Source organism: Paenibacillus litoralis (assembly GCF_046244365.1).
In the GTDB taxonomy this organism is placed as follows: Bacteria; Bacillota; Bacilli; order Paenibacillales; family NBRC-103111; genus Paenibacillus_V.
The window spans coordinates 1,469,075-1,492,757 of record NZ_CP176395.1 but is presented as its reverse complement, the minus strand read 5'-3'; the positions used below and the strand labels follow the sequence as shown (position 1 = coordinate 1,492,757).

Here is a 23,683-nt window from a genome sequence, read left to right as displayed (position 1 = left end):
TACTCACCGGAATGGTGGCTCTAAGACATCGAAATATTCACATATTTTTGCGCCTACCAATAATCAACTGATTTTGCCCTAAAAACTTGACTCTCAGATCGTTTTAAATTGATTTTTCTTTTTAAAGATGAGAGTCACCACATAAAAATTAAAGTGCCGAAAAGTCCTGAGGACTTTCTCGACACTCTGGGGGCATTTTTTATGCCCCTTTTCCCATGACCTTCGCTTTTGCTCTCTCAATAAACTTTTGTACCGTGCTTCTAGAGATCTTTAGCTCACGACTTATATCTGCATAGCTCATTCCATATGATATGTGCAGCAAGTAACACTACCGTTCTCGACTGGAAAGCTTCCACAACATATCTACGATTATTCTTTTATCGTCATCCGTTATAATACGTTCCTGAAGCTCTAAGTCCAGTGAAGGAAAGAGTTCTGGATCTAGTAGTGCCGTTCTTTGATACACACTTCTGCGTTCAATCCCCCGGCGGTTCCCCGGTCGCCGGCCAGATCGCATCCATTCTAGGGAGTAATTGAGGTCACTGATGATGTCATCTAGGCTGTTAAGTACTGTGACTTCCGATTCGTCCAGTCCTTTACGAGAACAAAATCCATTATTATGTTCGCAGCACGCCCTGCTTTTGCATAAAAGTTCCCCTTATGTCCGTATTATGCCGAATGCAATGCAGAGCCGATTGCCAATTCATGTCCCTTCATGACGAGGACATAACCCATCTCGACGATGTCGGAGCCCATTAATGTCTCAGCGTACCGTTCCAATTCGGCTTGGATATCGGATCCGACGCTAACGTGTTGTTTAAGCACTTGTCTATCAATTGGATCTTGTTGTTGAACAGACGCAGTTCCCGGAAGATCGCATCGAATTGCCAATGAATGTCGTTTTGATTCTTCCATAAAGTACTGCACGTAGGGGTTCTCCAGGATCTGCTGCAAGGTCTCACGGTCATCCTTCCGTTCCTAAACGTTCTTGAATGATGAGGGCGCCCAGTGCGATACGAACAGGCACAGCTTTCTGCCCTTTCAAACTCTTCTTGAATGCCTTCGCGTACTTCTCTTCGACCTTCGCCCACGGAATCATCGCGGCGAGCAAGACTCACCGGTTGTCTTCGCTCAGCTTACCGCCGAACGGCAAGAAAAAATCGCCTGGCATAACCAATTGGCCTTCACTGCGTTGGAACATGAATTTCGTCCTCCAGATGCACGGTTTTTACCGGACTGGCTACCGGTTTCCTTGTATCTTACTTCGACAAAACAGGACTCAAATCCTTGTTATTACTTGTGTTTTTGTTTGTTCAGCAAGCCTAATTAGCTAGTTATTTATGATTTTTAATTGATCTTTTTTGCAAAACAAAATAGATAATGAGCCCTATTGTAGTTACACAAAGCAAGGAATTATAGATCCAAAACAATTCATCTAGTTGTAAATAACCGTTGAAAGCCGTGTTTTTATAATGGCTATTGAGTAATTTTCTTGTAAATAGATATACAACTACGCTCATTACGATGAATATGAGGAAATTAATCAGAGCAGCATTTTTTAGTTTTTTCTCTGCTAACAAGTTGCTTTCTTTTACTTTGATCATATCTTGAAAATCATAATCATAAATTTTATAAATTATTGCAATATCGTTATAAAATTCAGTCAAGTTTTTGTTCCCCATCTCTATACAATGAATAACCCTATATTTATGTATGGGTATATAAACTAGAGAAAATAAAACAAAAACTGAGATGATAAACTCATATCCGTTAGCTGATGTGGTTTTTCCGTAGATGGTTGCATAGGAGATTAAAATACCTAACAAAACAGTAATCACATTTGTCATATTTTTATTAATATCATCGATACCCTGAATTAACTTACTTTTTAAGGCTTGTGTTGCATTTACGAGAGATTTAACAACCTCAGATTGCTCTTTAAGCTTGTCATTCATTAGGTTTTCAAACTGATAAGAATAGTAGCGAATTAACTTTCCCGTATTATAAACAATGCTTAAGAGGGATTCATCTCCAGCAAGTATAATAGTTGTTCTTAATAATTTATAATTGGACTCTGCATATTTTGAATAAATACATTTCTCATAAAACTCCATTTGCTGTGCTTCTTGTTCTGATTCTAATTCAAGCTCTTGTTCATCCAATTTCCAAGCTTGATCGATATATTGCATTTGAGTTTGTATCTTTACTTCCCTATCCAAAGTAAATTTTAGCCCATTTTCATGGATGAATATTTTGTCAGCGACAACTTGCCATAGAGAAATTAGAAAGCCGATATGTACTTGAAAAATCTCTTTTTTGGATTCAGAGAAAGAAGAGAGCACCAGTGTGTTTTCTTCCAGCCAAAACTCTGGAGGATAATAAAAAATCCCTTCGCTCTTCTTAGTAAGCTTATTTTGTTTTTCAATGTTCTTATCAAGTTCTTTTTTCTTAATTACAAGATTCTCAACAATGTCTTTTATTTTATCTCGGTTTTGTGTTGAATTTAATCCAACAAAATTAATAAAACCTGAAGAGTTCAACGTATCTTCACTTAATAAAAGAAGAAGTTGAGGTTTTGGCTTCTTTTTCATGAAAGTCAAAAGATTAAATTGTTTCTTAAACTCGATTAGAGATGACCAAAAATGAAGATCAATATCTTGTGCATAATTGATTCCTTTATCAGCAAACCACTTGCGTAACAATTGTTCTTTAGTTACTTTAAATATCAATTTAAATTGAAACATGCAGTTCGAGCAGCAATGAATATCTTTTAACAGTTCAAATCGCCGAAATGGATCAATCACATTATCTTTTTCTTCAAGCAATTGCCTATAAATGCTATCGTGTTGTTCACACAAAAACAACAAGGGTTCTTGAATAACAAAATCCCTTTCAGAATCCTTATATGGGTACTCCTTCCCCGTTGAGTCCTCTGTTATGTTCAATTCAAAAAATGATTGATTTTGATCCCACTGTAATTCCTTAAAATAAAATTCTTCATGATCACTGGTTAAAGTTGATATTTCAAAAGTCTCAGATGTTATAATTGTTCCCGTTTCATTACTCGCATCCGCATGCTCAATTGCTTTAGAGATAATACGCCCTAGGCTCTCAATATTCATTGAAATCCCCTTATTCATCAACTAGTGCTTTAAACTCTTCCCAAGTAATTTCACTTATTTCTGAGTTCATTTCTTTTACTTTAGCCAATTCATTACCGCTTATCATTAAATATACTTTGTCGTTATGTTTGAATTGCTTCATTTTTCGCATTTCAGACAAAGGAGCATTAATTTCGACTTTGTCCATCTTTACTGATAATTTCATTTTCTCAGATTGTAAGTTTTCCACAGAGAGCGAGTACCCATCATCTTTGAAAATAGCTCTCCACTGTTCATCAAACTTGTCATCTACAAATTCTTGTTTGCTAATTCCTTGTACAACTTTTTTCATGTGATCTTTAGTGACGATCCTAACTGGTCCATTCTCGTCGTTAAACACCTCTTGTCCAATCTTTGCCCAAATCTCGTCCGTTTGCTTTTCATGATTAAAGATCTGTTCTCTAAGAATCGTTTGGAACCCTTCTTTTTCAATAGCTGATGTGAATTTTGATTTGCATTCAAACGCTTCGGCCCAGTAAAGTGTTTGATCTTTATCAAAAAGAACAAAATTGCTCACGTCGGTGGATGAAAGATCGACGTAAGGGAACAACAAGCCTTTTGTCAGATTCTTTTCTTTAAACGTATTTTTTATTAATTCCCATATTAACTCCTGTTTACTTTCATCAATTCTTAAGTTTTCAAACTCCTTTTCAAGGTCACAAAGTGTAATAAAAACAAAATTTTGTGTGGATCCATTTAGATTTGCACTAAATGTAATCATGCCATATACACTTGTTCTAGACTTAGTAGCAGTAAGGAACTTTAATGCCAGTAAATCGCCCTTTTGTTGGACATCGGCATTCGATAATGTTCCAGATATTAAAGACGCTAATGTGTTAAGAACAGAATTATCAATGGGAAATACATATCCGTTCGGGACTATTATCGAATTATCGAGCGGTAAAATCGTACCTGTGTGATCACTTTTGTAATTTTGTTCATGCAGTTTTCCTTTGCAAACTAGAAATTGGAGTTGCTTATAAATGATTGCTCCTAAAGATTTCTGAACATTTGACCAATCCAAGACATGCGAAAAGTGAAGCGTATTCGGGTTTTTTTCGCAATATGCATAATAAAACTTATTCAACGTTAACGAATTCTGTGTAATTTCACTTCTAAGCCCAACTAACATCGTCTCTTCTCCCTTGGATATTTTTTTATATAAATTTTTTAAATAAAATGGTACTTCGCGCATACAATAGCAAAAAGACTTGGAGGAGTATATATGCAAACATCTTTGCCACAATTGGCCCAACGTATGATTGACCTTTATGAATCCGACACACTTACAACACTTACCGACAGAGAAAAGTGTTTAATTGAAAAAAGCTTTTATATGGGCTTGCAGTACGGACAACGCCTTCTAATTGAGCAAGACATTCGAATTATACTTAATAACGATATTGAACATTGGACCTAACATAAGAATAGAAGGTTCTCTGCTTCTTTTTGAATATGGTTGACTACTTCTACAAAATGGAACTTTTCTCCTTCTTTGTCGACACATAAACTTGTCGGAAGTGAAACATATTCGTTGGTTCCGTCGAGAGCCGCAGCGTTGCCGTTTTTTACCGGAAGCCTATAACGGGCCGTTTACACTGCCGTTGTTCCGCTAGTCTCGTTAAATTTAAGCTCTACTGTTCGATTAGGTAGATCATTGAATCATGCCTCATGTCAATGCTTAAATTCTTAGTAAAGGCAGGTTCAATTTTGTGGCTAATTCTTCCGCCTGACCAACCGTTGATTCATTTGAATTTTCTGTTTCTATAATAAAGACTGCAATAGGATTTGTAGTAGGGTCATTAATTAACACAATTTCGTTATATGCATTACTCCCATCGATTTCCTCAGCAACGCATTTCTGTAATTCTTTTGATCTTTTTTCAATTTCTTCGATGTGCATTGTTTTGCAGGCATAAGTGTCGCTATAATGTAAATATCTGTCTGCACCTAGCGGTGTATAAGTAAGAGAGAAATATTCGGCTTTGACATATTTTTCAGTATAATGAAGAGCATTCGCATAGCAATCAGAGTTGCTGATGAGCAATACATTCTTCTTATTAGGTTGATAAACAAACCCAATTCTCGATTTTTTATAAGTCCCTTGAAATTCGTCAGTAATTAGACTTGTAGAAATGATTTGCTTACTCTTGGCATTTTGAAGAGCATTTTCAGTATCTGTGCTTATAGCATGAACAAGAAATTTAAACTTATATCCGCGTCGATACTCATTGGGTTTTGTGAGTTGATCCTCCCACTTCCTTAATGTAATTTTTGCAAGAGGGTCTTCAATATCATATTGAAAATTTAAATATGTTTCATATCGTTGTAAAAAATCCTCATCATCTCTATCTAAATGGCTAAGTATTTTCCTTGTGAAATCATGATTACAAGAAAGAATTTCTTTTAGATATGACTCCCTTTCTAATCTATCTTTTTTAAAATCAGAAAATCGCTCTTTCTTCCATTGAAAACATTCATTAATCTTTTTGACAGAATTTACTTCATCATTAGTGAAGTTCCTATTTGTTCCGTCTAAAATCAAATTCAAATTGAGCTCTGTCTGCTCTAACTTTCTTTCCAAACGCAAATCGTCTAATCGAATAAGATTAATTGTATCAATCAATTTGTTGTAATCATTAAGAATATTTTCTGAGCATGCTATTTTATCAATTTTTTTGCGTCTCGCATATAATAAGCTATGAATTATTGTCCGTTGAAACATAGTATCCAAATACATATTATTACCACCCAGGTTCTCATTGATATTATTATTCCAGTTTGTTAATTTCCCCTCTTGCAAGTCCAAAATCAAAACATCTAGAATGACTTTCTGTTCTGACGTGAGGTTAATTATGTTACACCGTTAGATGGGAAAATCGAAGCCAGCATGCAGGCTACACTTCTATATGTTGTAGAGTGGAGGGCTGGTTCCCCAGTCCCCCCTCATCAAACCGTACGAGCGGTTTTCCCGCATACGGCTTTCCGATGTTCTTCACCTTGTGCAATATAACTACCCCAAGCACTAACTCGTTTCAGTCCTGTACGTCCGAGAACCTCTGCTACCTTCCTCGGGTGCAAATGATTTCGTTTATGTTTCTTGTTCCAATACAGTGTCAATCTGCCGATGATATACCAGCCCACTTTTGACAGGAACTTATTGCTCATGCCTGGATCTACGCTACCATAGTAATTCCGCCAGCCTTGTATGATGGGATTGAGCTTGTCTACCATTTGTTTAGGCGACCAGTAGAGTACTGAGCGGGGTGCGGTTGTTTCCTTCACTTTGGCTCGCATCTTCTTCATCGCTTTCTTGGATGATGGGAAACTACGAAGGTCATAGAATTTCCCCGATTTAAGTAATCTTCGCATTCGGCGGTGATGGAATCCCAGAAAGTCGAATCCCTCTTTATCCAACCATAGGTTCACTAACTTGGACTTGTCTGTGTTCATCGTCAGTTCCAATTTCTTGAAAACAGCCTTGAGCACTTGGATGGCTTCAAAAGCATGGGTCTTTTGTTTACACAAAATGACGAGGTCATCAGCATAACGCACTAGTGTGCCGATATGGGAGAACTGCTTCTCCCATATCGAATCGAGATAGTTTAGGTAGATGTTCGCCAGTAATGGGGAGATAACTCCACCTTGGGGGCTGCCGATTTCCGTTTCATGGAACAGGCCTTCTTCCATGACGCCGGCTTTCAGCCAGCTTCGAATAAGTTTTAACATTCTTCGGTCACTCACGCGTTGTTCCACAAGTTTGAGCAATTTGTCATGCGGGATGTTGTTAAAGTACCCGGTGATGTCTACATCCACCGCCCAGTACACTCTCCCGTAGTTCACCGTCTTGTGTATCCGCTCAATTGCCTGCTTTGCGCTTCGCTTCGGTCGAAATCCAAACGAGCAATCCTTGAAGTCTGCCTCGAAAATCGCCTCTAAGACCATTTTCACTGCCATTTGTACCAGCCTATCCCACTCTGTTCCGATACATCATTTCCCTTATCTTAACATCTGCATGACCTTCCTCCTCAGATGTCCAGTCCTCTGTGGATGGCATAATGAACTGAGTGTAATCTCGATTAATATCGCTCTTTTGCATATTCGCAATGATTTCTCTCTCTGAAGTATGATAAAGAAGATGATATAGAAGTTTGCACTTCTCCTCTTCATTCAATCGATCGAAAGGGAGTGCTTGATATACAGCATGGCTCTTAAGCTTTCTTAATAAGCCATTGAGCTTCTTTCTTTCATTATTCAATGTCTCTGGATCCCATTGATGACTCCATTTTCCCGTTTTCATATACAGGTTTTTGAATTCCAAGTAATCCATAATAGCGCTGCCCTTCCTCAAACAAACCATTTGATGTTTATCCTAGCAAAACGGAATTCCTCTTGTAAATTCTGATAATCGATCGTAAATCTTTAAGCTGCTCATGGTTCAGTGCACTTGCCTGTGCCTTTTGCTCCTGCAAACTCAAGGGTTTGCTGGTTTTTTTGTAAAAATAAAATGACAAATAAGACCGAACACAAGAGCTTAGTTATGCAGGTCTGTTATTCCCGGTATTTTATTATTTTTCTGTTCTTGGGAATAGGTCGATAGCGGTTCTTATGAAATTATCCGTTCTTGGAAACTATATCTTCATATTTAAAATAGTTTTACTCCGTTCTCGGAAACAAGTCTAAGATTCACTTCCGCCCTCCGCGATTTTTATAATCCTTTTGGATTTCTTCGTTCCAGTCTTCTGGCATTGCGGAGCATTCGCGGAATGTTGCAACCGCTTCGCTCATCACACGAAAATTCAGTTCAACGCCTTGACTGTCTGCGTGGTAGTTCTGGGCGCGATCTGCAGAGATGCCGAAACGCCCGGCGGTCTCGACTGTTGCGATATTTGCTCCAAGGAAAATAAACTCCCACCCGTACTTTGTCCTTTGACGTTCAATTTGTGCCTTGATCTTTTCTGCTGAGTATTCGCGGCTTGAGTTTTCTTCACCATCCGTAATGATGACGAACATCACCTTTTCAGCGCGGTAATCGTCGGAGGTATGTTTCTGTGCATTGCCGATTTTGTGTATCGTCCTGCCGATTGCGTCAAGGAGAGCGGTCGAGCCCCCAACCCAGTATTCCTTTTCGGTAATCGTGCTGACTGCCTTAATGTCGATGCGGTCGTGGAGCAGTTCATAGTTGTTATCAAATAATACGGTAGTAATATGGCACTCACCCTCGACAGCCTGTTGTTTGGCAAGCATTGAGTTATAGCCGCCGATGGTGTCTTTCTCCAAACCTCCCATCGAACCGCTCTTGTCAATTATTAATACTAACTCAGTTAATCCCTTTTTCATTGAAATGTCCTCCTCAAGTTTTATTATGACTTAAGGATAACATTTCTAAATTGGTATAAGGTCGCTTGAGGAGCGACATTCAAACCAAGTCAAGTGCTGACCTTATTAAGTCCAACATCTCTTCTCCATGAGCGATTGCCACTTCTTCCGTCCATGTGTTGGCATCGGTGGTTGAGTCAGCCATCCTCCTTAGTTTCAGGCTTTGTCTACCAATCCCATCGCGAAAATTCGCCTTTTTAGCAAGTGGCAGATTATTTGAAAACTTAGAGTTTAATCCGCTTGAAACCAGGCAGAGGTTTCCGAAATGATTCAGGTCTTGCTCGACCCATTTGACATTGCTGTCGATGGGATGCTGCGGATACCAATGTTCCACAGAATTTCGGAATTCAAATTGGAAATCCTGCTTCGTTTTTTGCCACAACAAGTAATCCAAGTAATTGAACACAATGTGCGGAGTGATTAGTCCTGCGGAGAACTCGCTATCGTTCATATATGCACGCGCTGCCGCTTTTGCGATGTTTTCTAGCTTTTCAGAATGTTCGTTCGGGTCATAACCATCCATATCAAAATAGAGCCACGCAAGGAACTCTGTAGTCCAATGCATTACCAGCGGGGATGTATATGTTACTCTTAACATGGATTGCAACATTCGACTTGCGATTGAGTCATTAACATCCGCATAATACGCTTTTGGTTGCCTCTTAGCATATTTCTTGCTATTGCTCCAAGAAACCTTGAGTGTTTTAAGACTCCATCTTCCTTCCGTATCATCGCCGTTAAATTCCCTTTTGAGCATAAAATTATCAAACAAAAATCTACATCTCAACAAGCATAGCCCGAAACGCTCAACCGATTCGCCGACGTGCTGTTTGCGAGGAAATACTGCTTCGAAACGCTGAATGAGTTTTTTGTCGTCAATCAGTTCTCCACTCCACACTTTTTTAGCGACCACTTCAGTTCCATTTTCCTCTAATTCAAAAAGCTTTAATACGTGCAAAAGAAAATGCCGAAATGTTAAAAAGCTCTCAAAACGTATATTGTCCTCATCTGATTTATCGAGGCGCGGTGTATTCGTTGATGTAACGTCTGCACTATCGGCAATCTCGCTTATTGAACGCATTGCTGTGCTGTCGGTTTTGCCGCTTACCAAATAATACCCATCAGAATCGTCGGGGTATAAATCCCAGTTTTCTCCAAAATAGTACCTTCTCTCGGCTACGTCAAAGTGCATTTGCACATAACCCTCCATATCACTGCAAGCGTCCCATATTCGAGCAAAAGCATCCCTTTTCTTACCATCGGTTATCATCTCTATCAATCTGGACTTTACGATATCTTGCTGCTCCAGTTGCTCTCCACGATTGTTCATGATTTCAAAATATTTGTTCAGATCGGTGTTTTGCGGGACGATTACTCTCACAAGGCTGACCTTTTCCAGTCTCCGCTTTAATTCGTCAGTTTTAAGAGTTCTTGACGAACCCTCAACTTTACCGAGAATCTTCTTTGATACGACATCAAAACCTGACAGTATACCGCTATCGGCATTTTGACGCCAGCTGACCTCATCAATGTTTGCCAACCTCGCCAGTGTATTATCGGACTTCGGGCGGTATTCGAAAGAGACAGCATCTCCCTCAAACTGAATACCCAGTGCGGTCAGCAAAAGGTATAGAGCCGTCAACCGCTGCTGACCATCGATAACCTCAAACTTGCCGTCTTTGCGCTCGAACACAATGAGGTTACCAAGATAGTAGTTGTCCGTCTCGAAGTTTAGTATATCATCAATCAACTGCTCAATTTCTTTATCTTCCCATGCGAACGCCCTTTGATAAAGCGGTATTATGTACTTGTTCTCGCTGAAAATATTCTTGCCTCCCGCGAAAACGATTTTGATGTTGCGGACGTTGTTCGCCATCATTCAACACCTCCCGGCAAACCCAATATTTTCTGCACTTCGTTTAAAAGAAAGTTTTTATCGTCGTTGCTGGGAGAATATCTTATGTCTTCCGAAGACAACATAGGAATCATTATTCTTAATACATCCGACTCCTTCATACATTTTTGCAACAAATAGAATATTGGTATAGTTTCTTTGTCACCCACTTTTTCGCCAATGGCGTAATTTCGCACTGTATCAAAGCCTAACTTCTGCATTTGCAAGCGAACCATAAAAGCCCAAGCGTACAGCCGTTTGATAACACGGTCGTCAAGATTCCTGAATCTATCGCAGTAGTACAGCACGACACAAAAAAACAGTTGTTTGGCATAAGAGAATCCAACGCCTGCCCCATTCAGGAAAAGGTCAAGTTCAGCCTTTGAAACAGCGGCCTTAACATCCGAAAGCATATTCAGGTAATGCTCTACGTATTCAAAAAAGTTTTTGCCTGATACAAAGGTCTGGTCAATTTGAAATATCGGCATCGCCTTAACCGTTCGCATGGCATAGTAGTATTGTAAATCGAAGCTGACGCCTTTGAATTCGTCAATATCGGCGGATGTGAACCTATGACCTTTATCTTTTTCAATCCAATGTTTAATGGGGAACAGGTAATTTTGAAACAGACTATGAATTTCTTTTGGGTCTGTTCTCTCCCATTTTTCTACCGTGTGTTTCATTTCATTTGGGTGGTCGCGCATTTCCCGCAAATGAAACGCTTTTAACAAGTCATGAGGAGCCAAAGCCCTGCCACGCGTATTCTGCGAGTCAAAAAGTTGGAATGCTTCGGAGAGACTTTTCGTGGCGACAACTACAAACTCTAAAACACTCGATACCGCTTCAATAAAACGCTTTTTTTCAGTTGGGTTTTTCTCTGCAAAATAAGTCCTAATTGCCAAGAAATTAAATCTGATATTCTCTTCTGATACTTTGGAAGAGAGTTTCGTCTCTAATACTGACACATTACCTGATGCATCCAAAGCCTTGCAAATAAGGGCCAGCGTAATAATTCGCTGTTGCCCATCAACGATATCAAACGCTCCGTTGGTTTCATCGTTGTGGAGAATAATCGTCCCAACGCGATACTTGAAATCAGGATATTTGTTAGTCTGATCTATTGCAAATTCAAGATCATCCAGAAGAGCGGACACATTTTTGACACTCCACTTATATGGACGCTGATAGTTAGGCAAATGAAGATTTTTCAGTTGAAGAACCGTATCAACTGATACAATTTCAGGATGTTCAAACAACTCTTCACCCTCCTAACAGTGGCTGGTCATAGCTGAACAGCACTTCGTTAATCTCGAAAATGTCGTATTTGGAGCTCTTAATAAAATATTGAATAATAACGTCAAACTTCTGGCTTCTGGAGAGAGCATACCCCGCTCGCTCTAAAAGGTCGTCCGTTTCATCAAGCGACAACTCCAAGGCCACAGCAAGGGCTATGGCGGTACGCTTGCTTGGCATATAACCCTTGTTGTTTCGGATTTTTGAGAACAGCTTACGGTCGAGGTTCGCCCGTTTATAAACCTCAACATCCGTCATGCCCTTGGAGTCAATCAGTCGCAAAAGTGTCTGGGCGAACGGCTCGTCAAGATCACCGACCAAATCCTCAAGCCCGCCGGTCTTCATCTCTTCGAAGATTATAAATTTTGGAGCATCAGCCTCGGCCGTCTGTAAAGCGTCCATCTCGACCTGTAACAACTGATTTTGGCGGCGCGAATCAACATAGTCGTCTATGTAGTTTTCGTCTATGAATGCCTTGACCTCACCGAGTAGTTTGTTGCTCACATCAAATGCAGCCTTGTCGAACATCACAAGCGATACTTCAATATCGTGATCGGCAAGGAAGTCCTGAATTGCAGAGGTGGCAACTCGGAGAGCTTCCGCTTTCGGGTAACCGTAGATACCGCTTGATAACAGCGGGAAAGCAATGCTCTCACAACTGTTTTCCACGGCGCGTTTTAGGGAATTGGTATAACAAGAACGGAGTAGTCCCTCTTCGCAGTGGTTACCATCACTGTAGACGGGTCCCGCCGTATGGATAACATACTTCGCCAGAAGCTGAAACCCTGGAGTAATAACAGCTTCACCAGTCTGAATCGGAGTGAGTTTATCACAAGCAACTTGAAGTTCGGATGCTCCCGCGGCTTTGAATATGGCTCCGCAGACGCCGCCTCCCATCTGGAGCGTGGTATTCGCCGCATTGACGATAGCATCAACTTTTATTTTCGTAATGTCCTGTCTAACTATGGTAAATGGCATATTTTAAAATACCTCTGATGATTTGATTATCAGTCAGTGATGATTAATGTTTATTACTCGGAAGACATTGAGATACACCAGATTCTTCCAGCCCCTTATTTGCCGGATCAATTAATTTTCGACCTTTTCAATAACAACACCACTGATCATCACTGAATGATCTGTTTCACCACAATAAGGGCAGTTCACATTTTCTCTATCTTTACTTCTCCACATTAGTAATACTGCTCAATGTACTGATAAGCTTTATCAAAGACTTCTTTGTCTTTAATTTTGTATTTGACCCAGACAACACTCCGAAGAGCTTTCTTCACTTCCTGTTTTCCTGCAGTTGTACCCTGCCAACCATCGAAACGTACAATCTTAACGATATCATCTATATCGCTAACAATTCGCTCGACTATGATTGGCGTCTTTGAATTCCTCACCCCATCAAAAAGCTCTGTCAATGCTGCCTTGCCTTTGTCTAATTCTTCCTCAGGCACTACTTCTTTTTCAGCTTCTGCCGCTTCCCGCGCAAGTTCTAATAGCAGTTTTAGAAACTCAATACTGGTTATGAGCCCTTGTTCGTGTTTCTCACGGAGATTTTCAAGTTTTTCTCCCAACTTAACGAATTTAACATCATTACTGTGTTTTCGAATTTTCGCGACCAAATCAATTTCAACTTTTATCGTTGTCTTTCTCAGATCCTTTTGTTTTTCAATGAATGCATCGATTAAATCTGCATCCATCGTAAGAATTTCCATGTCATCATGTACTTCTCCCACTTGCAGATTCTCGTGAACCAATTCCAATGTCTTCGCTCCGAGTGCTGCCCAAATCAACCCGCCTCTTCCATCAGTAGGCTTCACCGATTCGAATACTCTTGTCAGCCATTGAAAATCGTATTTCATTGGATTCAGAAATAGATCTGGCGAAAGCGCATCCCACGCTCTATTGAGCACTTTATAATCGGCTCCAAATTCGTCTTTGATTTTATTATTTGGCAAACATTCTTGTGCAGCAATCAAACCTTCCCAACCATCTATTGTACGGTCTACTCCCATGAAATAACTCAAGCACTTACGCATTAGTGCAGGGATCTGCTTTTTAACCTCTTCAATATTCGAAATGACCTTTTTCATACTCGATTCATCAAAGTCCAAAGCTGTTGCTACATTATCAAAAATACCTATGTAGTCAACAATCAAACCGTGTGTCTTACCTTCATCATAGGTTCTGTTAGTACGACAGATGGCCTGCAGCAAGTTATGATCTTTCATTGGCTTATCAAGATACATAGCCTGCAATATAGGTGCATCAAAACCAGTAAGAAGCTTTGACGTTACTATAACAAGCTTCAGTGGGTCGTTAGGTTCTCTAAATCTATCTAAAATCTTTCCTTCTGCGTCCCTATCACGTCTATATGCTTTATATTTGTCTTCCTTGTCATTGTTTGTGTCCATAACAATTGTAGTTGCATCCGGACCTAGCAATTTATCAAGTTCTTCTTTATACATAAGACAGCACGCTCTGTCATAACAAACAACCTGACCTTTGTATCCATTCGGTTCAATTTTATCCCGGTAATGTTTGAATATATGCTCGCATACCTTTCTAATACGCTTGCGGTCATACATAATTGCTTTCATGTTGACCCTTCGAGATAACTCTGCTTTATCTTCTTTAGATAAATTTTCTGTTAATGCTTCAAATTCAGCATCGAGCTTTTCTCTATCAACATGCAGGTCAACTGGTACCGGTTCGAAATTCAATGGTAGTGTCGCATTGTCACGGATTGAATCCGAAAAGGAATACTTGCTCATATATCCACTCTTATCCTCAACTGCACCAAATGTATTAAAAGTATTTTTATCAATACGATTAATCGGTGTACCTGTAAGGCCAAAGAAAAACGCATTCGGAAGAGCAAGTCGCATCTTACTCCCTAGATCGCCTTCCTGAGTTCTATGAGCTTCATCAACCATAAGAATGATATTGTCTCTAGGGTTTAGTTCCTTTTTAATATCACCAAATCTAAAGATTGTTGTAATTGCAATCTTTCTCTGGTCCCCTAAAAAAAAGGATTCTAAATCGTCCTTTGAACCAAGGCTGACGAGATTAGGAATATCTGATGCATTAAATGTTGCAGTTATCTGCGTCTCTAGGTCAATTCGGTCGTCAACTATAACTATTGTTGGATTGTTTAATTCAGGCATCATTCTGAGTTTCTGTGCTGCAAAAACCATCAGCAATGATTTACCAGAACCTTGAAAATGCCAGATAAGACCTTGTTTTGGGTATCCAGCCTTTACGCGTTCCACAATAAGATTCGCACCCTCATATTGTTGATAACGGCATATGACTTTATATTTGCGGTACTTTTTATCTGTTGCAAATACTGTAAAGAACTGAAAAATGTCCATGACCTTTTCAGGTGTAATCATATCTTCAATACTGATTTTCACATCAGCAAGACTTCCTTCACTTTTATGATCCGGAGTATGCCATGGACCCCACATTCCAATTGGCATACAAACAGAACCATATCTGTAACATTTGCCTTCTGTAGCAAAATTGAATATGTTAGTTACAAACATGCCTGGTATGCTCTTTTCATATGCAGTTATGTCTCCAGCAGCATCCAACCATGTTATTGAATTACGAACGGGCGTTTTCAACTCACCAATTGCCATAGGAAATCCGTTAATCAGAAGTACAATATCAAGCCTTTTACCATTTTCTTTTTGTGGATATACCCATTGGTTTGTGACAACATATTCGTTAAGCGCTAAGTCTTCTTTAGTCATTGTTCCAAAGAAACGAATGGGAATCATACGGCCATCTTTGCCGAACGGGTAAGAGTTCTCTTCAAAAACCATCTTCTTGAACAGTTCATTCTGCGTTACCAGATTATGTGGTTGAACCGTCAATATTAACGTACGCAGTTTATAGATAACTTCATCTGCGCGAGATGGTTCTTCAGCAATTTCAGGATTAAGACGAATGAGCGCCTCTTTAACCATAGTCTCAACCATTACGTCAGAGTATTCACGTAGCAATTCATCGGCCGGGATATACTTCCAACCATTAATTTTGAGCGTTGTAAGTACCATTTGCTCAATCGTGTTGTCTTCATTAAACATCTAGTGTCACTCCTATCTTCAACAAAATTAAGAAATTCAAAGAAACCAGTCTATCCAAGGTTCTCGGAAATAATTCTTTTGCAGGTGGCATCCAGTTTTGCAAGGGCTTCTTCTAGTTCAAATTTTGATTTGTCGGCCTGCCGGACGAAGTCGGCGAAGCGGTTTTGGAGGCCGAGCGGGGGTACAAGAAATTGAAAACTACGTTGTTTTGTGATTGGTACTTGATTTCTTGTCGTTTGCCCCATTTCAGCTTCATATTGCGTAATAAAGGCCGGGCTTTCCATATATGCTTTCAGATAATATGGATTTAATAAGGCTAAATCACAACGATATGCCGTCAAAGACGTACTCAGAATTACCTTAGGCAATATCGTTTCAAGGATAGCGACAGGCCCAACGGTTGCATTATGAGCAAATAGAACATCACCACTTATGGCAACGCCTTTACGAAACCCATCTGCCCTTTCTTCGGTGAGATACTTGGCGTTATGATATTCAATGCGCCCGTCGCTAATGCAGTTTGCTCCAATGTAAGGGACACCTTCGTTAATAAATTCATCAGAACGTGGGTATAATTCTCCATGATTGCCGTCCAGATGATATATTACACATCCATTATCAATTAGCGCCTGTAAGGTCTTTTTCTCCCACCCCATTGGGTTCGTCACCGGGTCACCAAGCATCTCGACAAATTGCGATTTCACCAACTCATCTGTCTTCTGCAGCAGTTTTTGGTAAGTCTTTTTAGTTGTGTCTATAGCCCACAGGATCTTCGCCAGCTCACGTTGCTTGTCCATCTCTGGCAGTTCAAATTCATAATTCATTAGGTTCTCCCATTTAACACGAGGTGAAAGGGATCCAGCCGACTTACCTACGGCGAAATCAAACAGTGCATCGTTTTGAATTATGAATGGAAGCAATTCAGGAAGTAAACTTTCTGGCATTGCTTCGATAACAGTGATATCTCCTGAACAAATACCATCAAACGGAGCAACTGCAGCCTTCTTGAGATAAGCTCTACGACGCCCGAAAAGAATATCCCCTTCGCGGAACAGTTTTGAAAAAGTATTCTCTTTGCCTTCATCCCAGGCTGTCAATGTAATTTCTTCTGGTGTTAGATGTTCAAGGCCTACAATTGGATACCCATCTTTACTACTCTTACAAGTTTCTCTACGTTCTTTCGCAACATCACCCAAGAGCACTTTACTCATTGCTTCCGACCTTCTTCCCGAGCATTTCATTTAATTTCATATAGCGTAATTTCATTATTTCTGAAGCGGTTCTCCAATCCTCATAGCATTCTTGCAGAGATCGCTCATCTACTTCGATATCCTGACCCGTATGCTTAACATACAGCGGAATGCTCAAAGAGAAGTTGTTTTCTTCCAATTCCTGAATTGTTACAACACGAGCGAAATCGCTATCCGTTTTATAATCGTCGTAAGCTTTAGCAATCTTTTGGATGTGCTTTTCCTCCAAAAAACTCTGCGCATTTTTGCGTTCAACTTCCTTGACTGCATTGATGAAAAGAACTTGCCCACGCCGTTCTGGTTGCTTTTTCATACGGCAAATAATGATACAAGCCTCCATCGGAGAGTTATAGAACAGATTTGGTCCTAACCCTATAATGCATTCAAGCATATCATTGCGAATTAGGTTTTCGCGCATCGCGCTCTCTTCATTTCTAAATAGCACGCCGTGTGGGAACAGAATTGCACAGCGACCAGTTTCCTCATTAAGGCTCTTGATTATATGCTGCAAGAAAGCATAATCAGCACGCCCTTGTGGCGGTACGCCAAGGATATTTCGACCGAATTTATCGCTAGCGAATGATTCGCGATCCCACTGGCTGATAGAGTAGGGTGGATTGGCTAGGATTAAATCAAATTGTCTCAGCTTATCTTTTTCAATAAAAGCTGGTGTCTTTAATGTATCACCATTGACGATTTCAAAGTCTTTCACACCATGAAGAAAAAGATTCATCTTGCCAATGGCGGATGTAAGTGCATTAATCTCTTGTCCAAAGACCGCAACATTACGCCATTCTTTTTTCTGGTCCTTCAAGTATGCAATCGCTGAAATCAACATACCAGCACTGCCGCATGTAGGGTCGTATATGGATTCACCGGATTCGGGTTTTAGCATTTCCGTCATCAAGTGTACCACCGTGCGGTTCGTATAGAATTCCTGCGCGGTGTGGCCGCTGTCATCAGCAAATTTTTTTATCAGATACTCATATCCCTGACCGAGCTCATCCTCCGGGCAGTTCTTAATAGAGAGTGTTTTAGTACTGAAATGTTCAAATAACTCTTTCAGTAACCGATCAGGGAGACGATTTTTATTTGTCCAGGCTCCATCGCCAAAGACGCCTTGCAGTTTGTCAGAGTTTGCATTTTCGATTTTTCGGAAAGCATTCACAATTGCAACTCCAACATTCTCTGATACTGCTCGAACATCACGCCAGTGAGCGCCTTCCGGCACGATGAAACGGTGATTCTCCTCCCACTCTAGAGCTTCTTCATCTCCACCGTATTCATCAAGAATTTGTTCGCATTCCTCATCATAAACATCGCTGATACGCTTGAAGAAAAGTAATGGAAATATGTACTGCTTATATGCTCCAGCATCGATATTTGTACGTAATAGAACAGCAGAGTTCCAAAGGTAGGACTGCAATTCTTCAATTGTGATACGCTTACTCATTGACATATCCTCCTTCCAGGAGAAGTTTCATCATTTTATCTTCTGCTTTAACCATCTCGTCAAAAGCTTCATAATACTCTCTACGAACCTCAGCGGGCGACACAGTCTCTCTTTCTTTCTTTTCAATATAATTGTTGATTGCCAGCGTATAGTCCTTACCGCGAATATCATCTAAATTGACGATCTTCACGTGTTCGATTACATCCTTGTAATCAGTGTAGTAATCAAACACCTTCTGGATATCATTATCAGTCATAATGTTCTGTGCACGCTGAGGAGTATAAATGCTTGAAGCATCAATCATACATATTCGACCTTTATGCTTATTCGGTTTGTTATTATTCAGAACTAGGATACTAGCCGAAACACCTGTTGAATAAAAAACACCGCCTACTAATGTAATAATGCATTCCAACTTATCAGATTCGACGAGCAGCTTTCGAATCTCGCCTTCTTTTCCGCCACGGAACAGTACACCTTGAGGAAGCACAACTGCACATCGTCCGGTATTTGGATCCATGGATTTAACCATGTGCTGCAACCAAGCGAAGTCACCATTAGAATCTGTAGGGCAACCCCATATATTGCGACCGTAGATGTCAGAACTAAACTGCTCAGCACCCCAGTTCTTCAAAGAAAATGGAGGATTCGCAATGACACAATCGAAGGTTTTCAGCTTGCCGCCTTCTAGGTAATTAGGCGACCGAAGCGTATCGCCTTGAGTAACTTTAAATTCCTTTGCGCCATGAAGAAAAAGATTCATTCTAGCAATGGCCGAAGTTGCAAGGTTCTTCTCTTGACCATAGATACGGCCATAAGTGAGTTTATCACCCTTCATATAATGGATAGCTTCAATGAGCATGCCTCCAGTTCCAGCTGCAGGATCATATACAGATTCACCAACTTGTGGTGCCAAGAGCATAACCAGAAGCTTTACAATTGAGCGCGGGGTATAAAATTCGCCCGCATTCTTCTTTGATAAGTCCGCGAATTTTTTAATTAAGAACTCATAACTGTCGCCCATAACATCAGCAGAATAGTTACTATTTCCGACCTTGATTTTTGACATATGCTCAACAAGGTCTTTCAATCGTTCATCCGACAGCTTTGTTTTATCTGTCCAGTTTGCATCGTCAAAGCTGCTAAATACGCCATTAAGCGTATCTGGGTTGGCACGTTCAATTCCATTCATTGCCTTGACTATTGCTACTCCGACGTTCTCACTAACTTCACGAACGTCCTGCCAATGGCACCCATCAGGAATAATGAAACGATGGTTTTCTGGAAAATTAGCAAATTCCTCATCGCCCCCGGATTCTTCCAATGCGGCTTGAGTTTCTTCATCATAGACATCTGATAATCGTTTAAAAAAGAGAATCGGCGTTACATAGCTTTTATACTCATCCTGATTAATTGGTCCTCGCAAAATGTTGCAGGCTTCAAACAGGTGGGAAAATAGCTTTTGGCTTGTTGTTTCTTCTGGCTCTGAAGTACTGTTTTTAAGTGCTTCATCAGCAGCATCCATTGCTGATTGGATCATTTCTTCTCTACCTCCTGTTTTTATTTTGGCTCCGGTTGACTCTTCTTTAATGCTGACGCTCCCTGAAGACTGTACTTTTTCCATCTTTGCGGGATACAGATTTTCGAACTCAAGCAGTATCCTCAGAAGCCTCTCATCAAGAAATGTCAGTGCATGTTTCCTTATATGTGTCGGCACTCCATAGTAGGCTTCTGCCACACCTCCAGTAATTGCAGCTAACGTATCACTATCTCCTCCAATTGAGACAGCGTTCCGGATTGCGTCTTCAAAATTGGAAGACTCAAAGAATGCAACAAGAGCTTGCGGAACTGTTTCTTGGCAAGTCTCGTTAAATTGATACGTTTCCCGGATTCCATCTAGCGAGAAATTCATGGGGTAGTAGTGCTTATCAATGTAATCGCGAATTTCTAAGATATTTTTCCCGCTACGAGCCAGATAGACTGCAACCGCAGTAGCTTCAGCGCCTTTTATCCCCTCAGGATGGTTATGTGTTACAACTGTCACCTTGTGTGAAAGTAATTTTGCTTCTTCGATGGAAGTGGCTACATAACCACAGGCGCTTACTCTCATTGCAGAACCATTACCAAAACTGTTGTATGGTTCAGGGGTATCACTATACATCCATTTATAGAATCTCCCTCCATACCCGCAATTCGGATAGGGTCTTCCAATAACTTGCATGCATTTAACAGCTTGGTCGCCCAAGTCTATATAATCACGTTTACAGTTCATAAGCGCATCACATATCGCTAATGACATCACCGAGTCGTCAGTGAAACAACACTTGTATGTTAAAAAACCAAAACTTTTCGAGCGATGATTATCCCATTCAAATCTGGAACCGACAATATCGCCAATTATAGCTCCGATCATGTAATTTCCTCCCCTGGTGCCGGGCTGATACTTTTCGCCGCGAAGTCAGTCTCAGCATACGATTTCCTTTTTACCGACTATTTATATAACTCTTCCATTACATCACAGTTATCTAAGTCAAATATTTTATTGCTTCACATTCAAAAAAGTATTTTGAAGACGCTCCATTACTTCATTCCATCTATTCTCAGCAAGACGAATGCTTTCTACATATCTGGAACGCTCCCGTTCATATTCTTCTGCGATCACTTTTTGTTCTTCAACCCTAAGCAACGGAACTTCTAGCGCTTTCAAGTCTTTATAGCTAATATTGATGACGACTGTTCCCTGCTGCTTTCCTGCTAAGACTTTGTTCCCCATCGGACTATCCAAGAAAACTTTTAAGTACGTCCCTAAAAGCAGTTTTTCATCCGGTCTTATTACAATAATGTTTGATGACGCGATGCAAGGATACTTCTGTTCTTGGAAAACTGCTATTCTGATCACTGTTCCCCGTGCTGGCAATAATAAATCACCATTTTTAAGTAAGTAATTTGCAACTTTACGTTCTTCCTCTTCGATGTGATCAAGGCCCTCATAATCAATGTCAAAATCATTTAGATTCGATATATTTACGACTCCAATGCTACCATTAGTATCTTTTTTGTTGATCGCCTTTCCTCGAAAAACTTCGGCAATATTACCTAACTCTTCTTTTTTTATGTTTGAGTTCTGATACCGTTGCCAATCTTCATCCACCATCGCAAAGATATGATCGACATTCCAATAACCCATTTCACTTAGCTCTTCCAGCATAACAAACGTATCATCAAGGAGAACCAGCTCATTGATTCCATTTTTTTTGATGTTGCTTGTATCAGCATCATACCTTTTAATCATTACATCTTCTGTTCGGCCAGTTGTGATCGTAAACATATAGGTCTTAATAGCGGTAGATGCAAATATCCCAGTTGGTAGCTCAGCTATTTCTTCCAATTTATACATACCTTGTATAAAATCTCTTAAGTCCTTAACCGAGCCGGCAGCAAAAGTTATTCTAGCTGGAAGTACAATTACTAATACACCCGAACTATTCAAGTGTAAGAGCAAGTTCTCTACAGCTATCATTTCATATTCCCTACAAATGAAATCTCCATTAACTTCGCCGCGTTCTCTTGCTCCAAATACAGGTACCGCCAGAATTAAATCAAACTTCCTTGCTGAAAACTCGTACTCATAAATACTAGTCTGTTCGACAATTACATCCACATGCTCCTTAAACATTTCATCGAGAAGAACTTTACTCGCGCTATTCATGGTAGTTATGAAGAATTCGCAATCAGAATGTCGGCTTACTAATTCAGTAAGGTAAGGTACAAATTTCTCAGCTTCAGGAATCAATACCGTCTTAGTGTTTGGATTAAAGTGTTTTTCAAATTCGGTAATCAGCACTTTCGGTATATAAAACATCTCTTTATGATCTGCAGATGCAAGAGCCATTTCCCAATCAATTTCTTCATCATCCATAGCCATAAAAGCACCAAAAAACGCCTTTGAATCCGGATATGGATTTTTCATTCCGCAACTATTCGAAATTGAAAGCATCACCTCATAAGCTTTCTGCTCAGTAGGTTTTTTTGAATTTGATACAAATTCCTCTTTTGTCTTTTTCAAAAGAAACAATGCAACAGGCAACTCCGACTGAGCAGTATATCCTCTCAATGCATTATAACGATTCCAAATATGGTTCATCCGCTTGTCGTTACGCATCTTTATAACCCCCTTGCAAAACAACTCACTGTTATCATAAATAAAATATAGCACCGCAGATAATTCATGTCAAATGATATTTAATTTTGGTATGTGAATACCAAAATTAAATATGCTGTTATTATCTACTTTTTCATGTCTATTGCTTGTTGTATTTAAACAGTTAAAGGAAAGCTCGAATCCACATTGGCGTTGTGGTAAATCGGGCTTTCCTTTGATATATATCCTTAATCCATCCTGTCGTGGCGAAATTCGATGTCGTGCCGGATTCGCGCAATGCCCATTCGTAGTGTGGCTGCCAATGCCAGTGGAACCGCCAGCTCGCTGCATATATTTTCTCCAACCCGTAAATTTTCCTAAAATGCCCTCAGCAAGTTCGAGGCATCTTCTTTCGAGTGCGTCGAGCGAAGCTCGCTAGTTTTTCGGGATCATCTTCACCATCTGCAATGGCACGAAGCATGTCTCGCGAAGAAACACCCATAATATCCGAAACAACGGAGCCGAGCTTAATGTTCGCTCCTTCTAACACCTTCTGAATACGATTGTGCTGCCTGGATCTCTCTTCAATGATGCTTCGGCGATACCGAACAAGCTCTCGAAGTTCTCGTTGATTTCGGTTGGGAATGAAGCTGGCTTTAAGTAAGCCATGACGGAGAAGCTTAGCAATCCATTCCGAATCTTTGACATCGGTCTTACGTCCAGGTAAAGCCTTCATATGCTGGGCATTCACCACCAAAAATTCAATTCCTTCCGCTTCGAGCAGGTTGACGATAGGTTTCCAAAATACTCCTGTACTTTCCATTGCAACGTGGGAACATTCATGTTGTTTAATCCAATCGATGAGTTGTAATAAATGTACAGTTTTCGTTGAAAACGTTTGGATCTCCTTTCCCATGGATGTGATGATGCATGCAGTAGTAGTATCCTTGTGAATGTCCATTCCGCATGCCCGTTCAATGACAACTTCCATTCTTAATACGCCCTCTCT

Annotated in this window: 16 protein-coding genes and 2 pseudogenes; 1 reads left to right on the top strand and 17 read right to left on the bottom strand. The window is 40.2% G+C overall.

All coding sequences use genetic code 11. The features are described 5' to 3' along the window. Positions 1 to 199: 199 nt before the first annotated feature. The 4 genes and pseudogenes from ACKGJP_RS06310 to ACKGJP_RS06295 all read right to left on the bottom strand — a co-directional run bounded on the left by ACKGJP_RS06310 (position 200) and on the right by ACKGJP_RS06295 (position 4,293). On the bottom strand, positions 200 to 322 hold the full coding sequence (locus ACKGJP_RS06310; RefSeq protein ID WP_409344826.1) for a sigma factor-like helix-turn-helix DNA-binding protein: 123 nt from the start codon (positions 320 to 322) through the stop codon (positions 200 to 202). A 590-nt stretch (positions 323 to 912) separates the two neighbouring features. Next, a pseudogene (locus ACKGJP_RS06305) lies at positions 913 to 1,201 on the bottom strand (IS5/IS1182 family transposase); the annotation flags it as partial. A gap of 133 nt (positions 1,202 to 1,334) precedes the next feature. After that, positions 1,335 to 3,122, bottom strand: a complete 1,788-nt coding sequence (locus ACKGJP_RS06300; protein WP_409344825.1) for a hypothetical protein — start codon at positions 3,120 to 3,122, stop codon at positions 1,335 to 1,337. A 10-nt stretch (positions 3,123 to 3,132) separates the two neighbouring features. After that, positions 3,133 to 4,293: a hypothetical protein gene (locus ACKGJP_RS06295; protein ID WP_409344824.1), complete on the bottom strand. Its 1,161-nt coding sequence runs from the start codon at positions 4,291 to 4,293 to the stop codon at positions 3,133 to 3,135. Positions 4,294 to 4,386: 93 nt separating this feature from the next. On the opposite strand from ACKGJP_RS06295, the gene ACKGJP_RS06290 reads away from it, so the two are divergent. Next, positions 4,387 to 4,581, top strand: coding sequence for a hypothetical protein (locus tag ACKGJP_RS06290; protein ID WP_409344823.1), 195 nt, complete (start codon positions 4,387 to 4,389; stop codon positions 4,579 to 4,581). A 261-nt stretch (positions 4,582 to 4,842) separates the two neighbouring features. On the opposite strand, the gene ACKGJP_RS06285 is transcribed toward ACKGJP_RS06290, so the two are convergent. The 13 genes and pseudogenes from ACKGJP_RS06285 to ACKGJP_RS06225 all read right to left on the bottom strand — a co-directional run. Then, positions 4,843 to 5,970, bottom strand: a complete 1,128-nt coding sequence (locus tag ACKGJP_RS06285) for a hypothetical protein (protein WP_409344822.1) — start codon at positions 5,968 to 5,970, stop codon at positions 4,843 to 4,845. A 140-nt stretch (positions 5,971 to 6,110) separates the two neighbouring features. Beyond that, entirely contained in the window at positions 6,111 to 7,118 is a 1,008-nt protein-coding gene (gene ltrA, locus ACKGJP_RS06280; protein WP_409344821.1) for a group II intron reverse transcriptase/maturase, read from the bottom strand. Positions 7,119 to 7,128: 10 nt separating this feature from the next. After that, on the bottom strand, positions 7,129 to 7,491 hold the full coding sequence (locus tag ACKGJP_RS06275) for a hypothetical protein (protein ID WP_409344820.1): 363 nt from the start codon (positions 7,489 to 7,491) through the stop codon (positions 7,129 to 7,131). A gap of 356 nt (positions 7,492 to 7,847) precedes the next feature. Continuing rightward, complete coding sequence (locus ACKGJP_RS06270) at positions 7,848 to 8,501, bottom strand: vWA domain-containing protein (protein WP_409344819.1); 654 nt, start codon at positions 8,499 to 8,501, stop codon at positions 7,848 to 7,850. 79 nt (positions 8,502 to 8,580) lie between these two features. Then, on the bottom strand, positions 8,581 to 10,419 hold the full coding sequence (locus tag ACKGJP_RS06265; protein WP_409344818.1) for a DUF262 domain-containing protein: 1,839 nt from the start codon (positions 10,417 to 10,419) through the stop codon (positions 8,581 to 8,583). Continuing rightward, on the bottom strand, positions 10,416 to 11,690 hold the full coding sequence (locus ACKGJP_RS06260) for a DUF262 domain-containing protein (protein WP_409344817.1): 1,275 nt from the start codon (positions 11,688 to 11,690) through the stop codon (positions 10,416 to 10,418). The genes ACKGJP_RS06265 and ACKGJP_RS06260 overlap by 4 nt, the downstream gene beginning before the upstream one ends. Before the next feature lie 4 nt (positions 11,691 to 11,694). Next, positions 11,695 to 12,705, bottom strand: a complete 1,011-nt coding sequence (locus ACKGJP_RS06255; protein ID WP_409344816.1) for a macro domain-containing protein — start codon at positions 12,703 to 12,705, stop codon at positions 11,695 to 11,697. A 215-nt stretch (positions 12,706 to 12,920) separates the two neighbouring features. Then, entirely contained in the window at positions 12,921 to 15,830 is a 2,910-nt protein-coding gene (locus tag ACKGJP_RS06250) for a type I restriction endonuclease subunit R (RefSeq protein WP_409344815.1), read from the bottom strand. A gap of 50 nt (positions 15,831 to 15,880) precedes the next feature. Then, a complete protein-coding gene (locus tag ACKGJP_RS06245) occupies positions 15,881 to 17,041 on the bottom strand; it encodes a restriction endonuclease subunit S (protein ID WP_409344814.1) in 1,161 nt (386 codons plus the stop codon). After that, positions 17,034 to 18,533 (bottom strand): N-6 DNA methylase, encoded by a 1,500-nt coding sequence (locus tag ACKGJP_RS06240; RefSeq protein WP_409344813.1) that lies wholly within the window; start codon positions 18,531 to 18,533, stop codon positions 17,034 to 17,036. The genes ACKGJP_RS06245 and ACKGJP_RS06240 overlap by 8 nt, the downstream gene beginning before the upstream one ends. Next, complete coding sequence (locus ACKGJP_RS06235) at positions 18,526 to 20,946, bottom strand: N-6 DNA methylase (RefSeq protein WP_409344812.1); 2,421 nt, start codon at positions 20,944 to 20,946, stop codon at positions 18,526 to 18,528. Before ACKGJP_RS06235 ends, ACKGJP_RS06240 begins: the two co-directional genes overlap by 8 nt. A gap of 126 nt (positions 20,947 to 21,072) precedes the next feature. Further along, complete coding sequence (locus tag ACKGJP_RS06230; RefSeq protein ID WP_409344811.1) at positions 21,073 to 22,695, bottom strand: restriction endonuclease subunit S; 1,623 nt, start codon at positions 22,693 to 22,695, stop codon at positions 21,073 to 21,075. A gap of 385 nt (positions 22,696 to 23,080) precedes the next feature. Next, positions 23,081 to 23,665 (bottom strand): annotated as a pseudogene (locus ACKGJP_RS06225) (IS110 family transposase); the annotation flags it as partial. Positions 23,666 to 23,683: the final 18 nt, after the last annotated feature.

Bases quoted from the DNA above. Each gene is read 5' to 3' on its own strand.
- ACKGJP_RS06300 (WP_409344825.1), bottom strand. From the start codon at position 3,122: ATGAATATTGAGAGCCTAGGGCGTATTATCTCTAAAGCAATTGAGCAT.
- ACKGJP_RS06295 (WP_409344824.1), bottom strand. From the start codon at position 4,293: ATGTTAGTTGGGCTTAGAAGTGAAATTACACAGAATTCGTTAACGTTG.
- ACKGJP_RS06290 (WP_409344823.1), top strand. From the start codon at position 4,387: ATGCAAACATCTTTGCCACAATTGGCCCAACGTATGATTGACCTTTAT.
- ltrA (WP_409344821.1), bottom strand. From the start codon at position 7,118: ATGGCAGTGAAAATGGTCTTAGAGGCGATTTTCGAGGCAGACTTCAAG.
- ACKGJP_RS06275 (WP_409344820.1), bottom strand. From the start codon at position 7,491: ATGGATTACTTGGAATTCAAAAACCTGTATATGAAAACGGGAAAATGG.
- ACKGJP_RS06270 (WP_409344819.1), bottom strand. From the start codon at position 8,501: ATGAAAAAGGGATTAACTGAGTTAGTATTAATAATTGACAAGAGCGGT.
- ACKGJP_RS06265 (WP_409344818.1), bottom strand. From the start codon at position 10,419: ATGATGGCGAACAACGTCCGCAACATCAAAATCGTTTTCGCGGGAGGC.
- ACKGJP_RS06255 (WP_409344816.1), bottom strand. From the start codon at position 12,705: ATGCCATTTACCATAGTTAGACAGGACATTACGAAAATAAAAGTTGAT.
- ACKGJP_RS06250 (WP_409344815.1), bottom strand. From the start codon at position 15,830: ATGTTTAATGAAGACAACACGATTGAGCAAATGGTACTTACAACGCTC.
- ACKGJP_RS06245 (WP_409344814.1), bottom strand. From the start codon at position 17,041: ATGAGTAAAGTGCTCTTGGGTGATGTTGCGAAAGAACGTAGAGAAACT.
- ACKGJP_RS06240 (WP_409344813.1), bottom strand. From the start codon at position 18,533: ATGAGTAAGCGTATCACAATTGAAGAATTGCAGTCCTACCTTTGGAAC.
- ACKGJP_RS06235 (WP_409344812.1), bottom strand. From the start codon at position 20,946: ATGATCGGAGCTATAATTGGCGATATTGTCGGTTCCAGATTTGAATGG.
- ACKGJP_RS06230 (WP_409344811.1), bottom strand. From the start codon at position 22,695: ATGCGTAACGACAAGCGGATGAACCATATTTGGAATCGTTATAATGCA.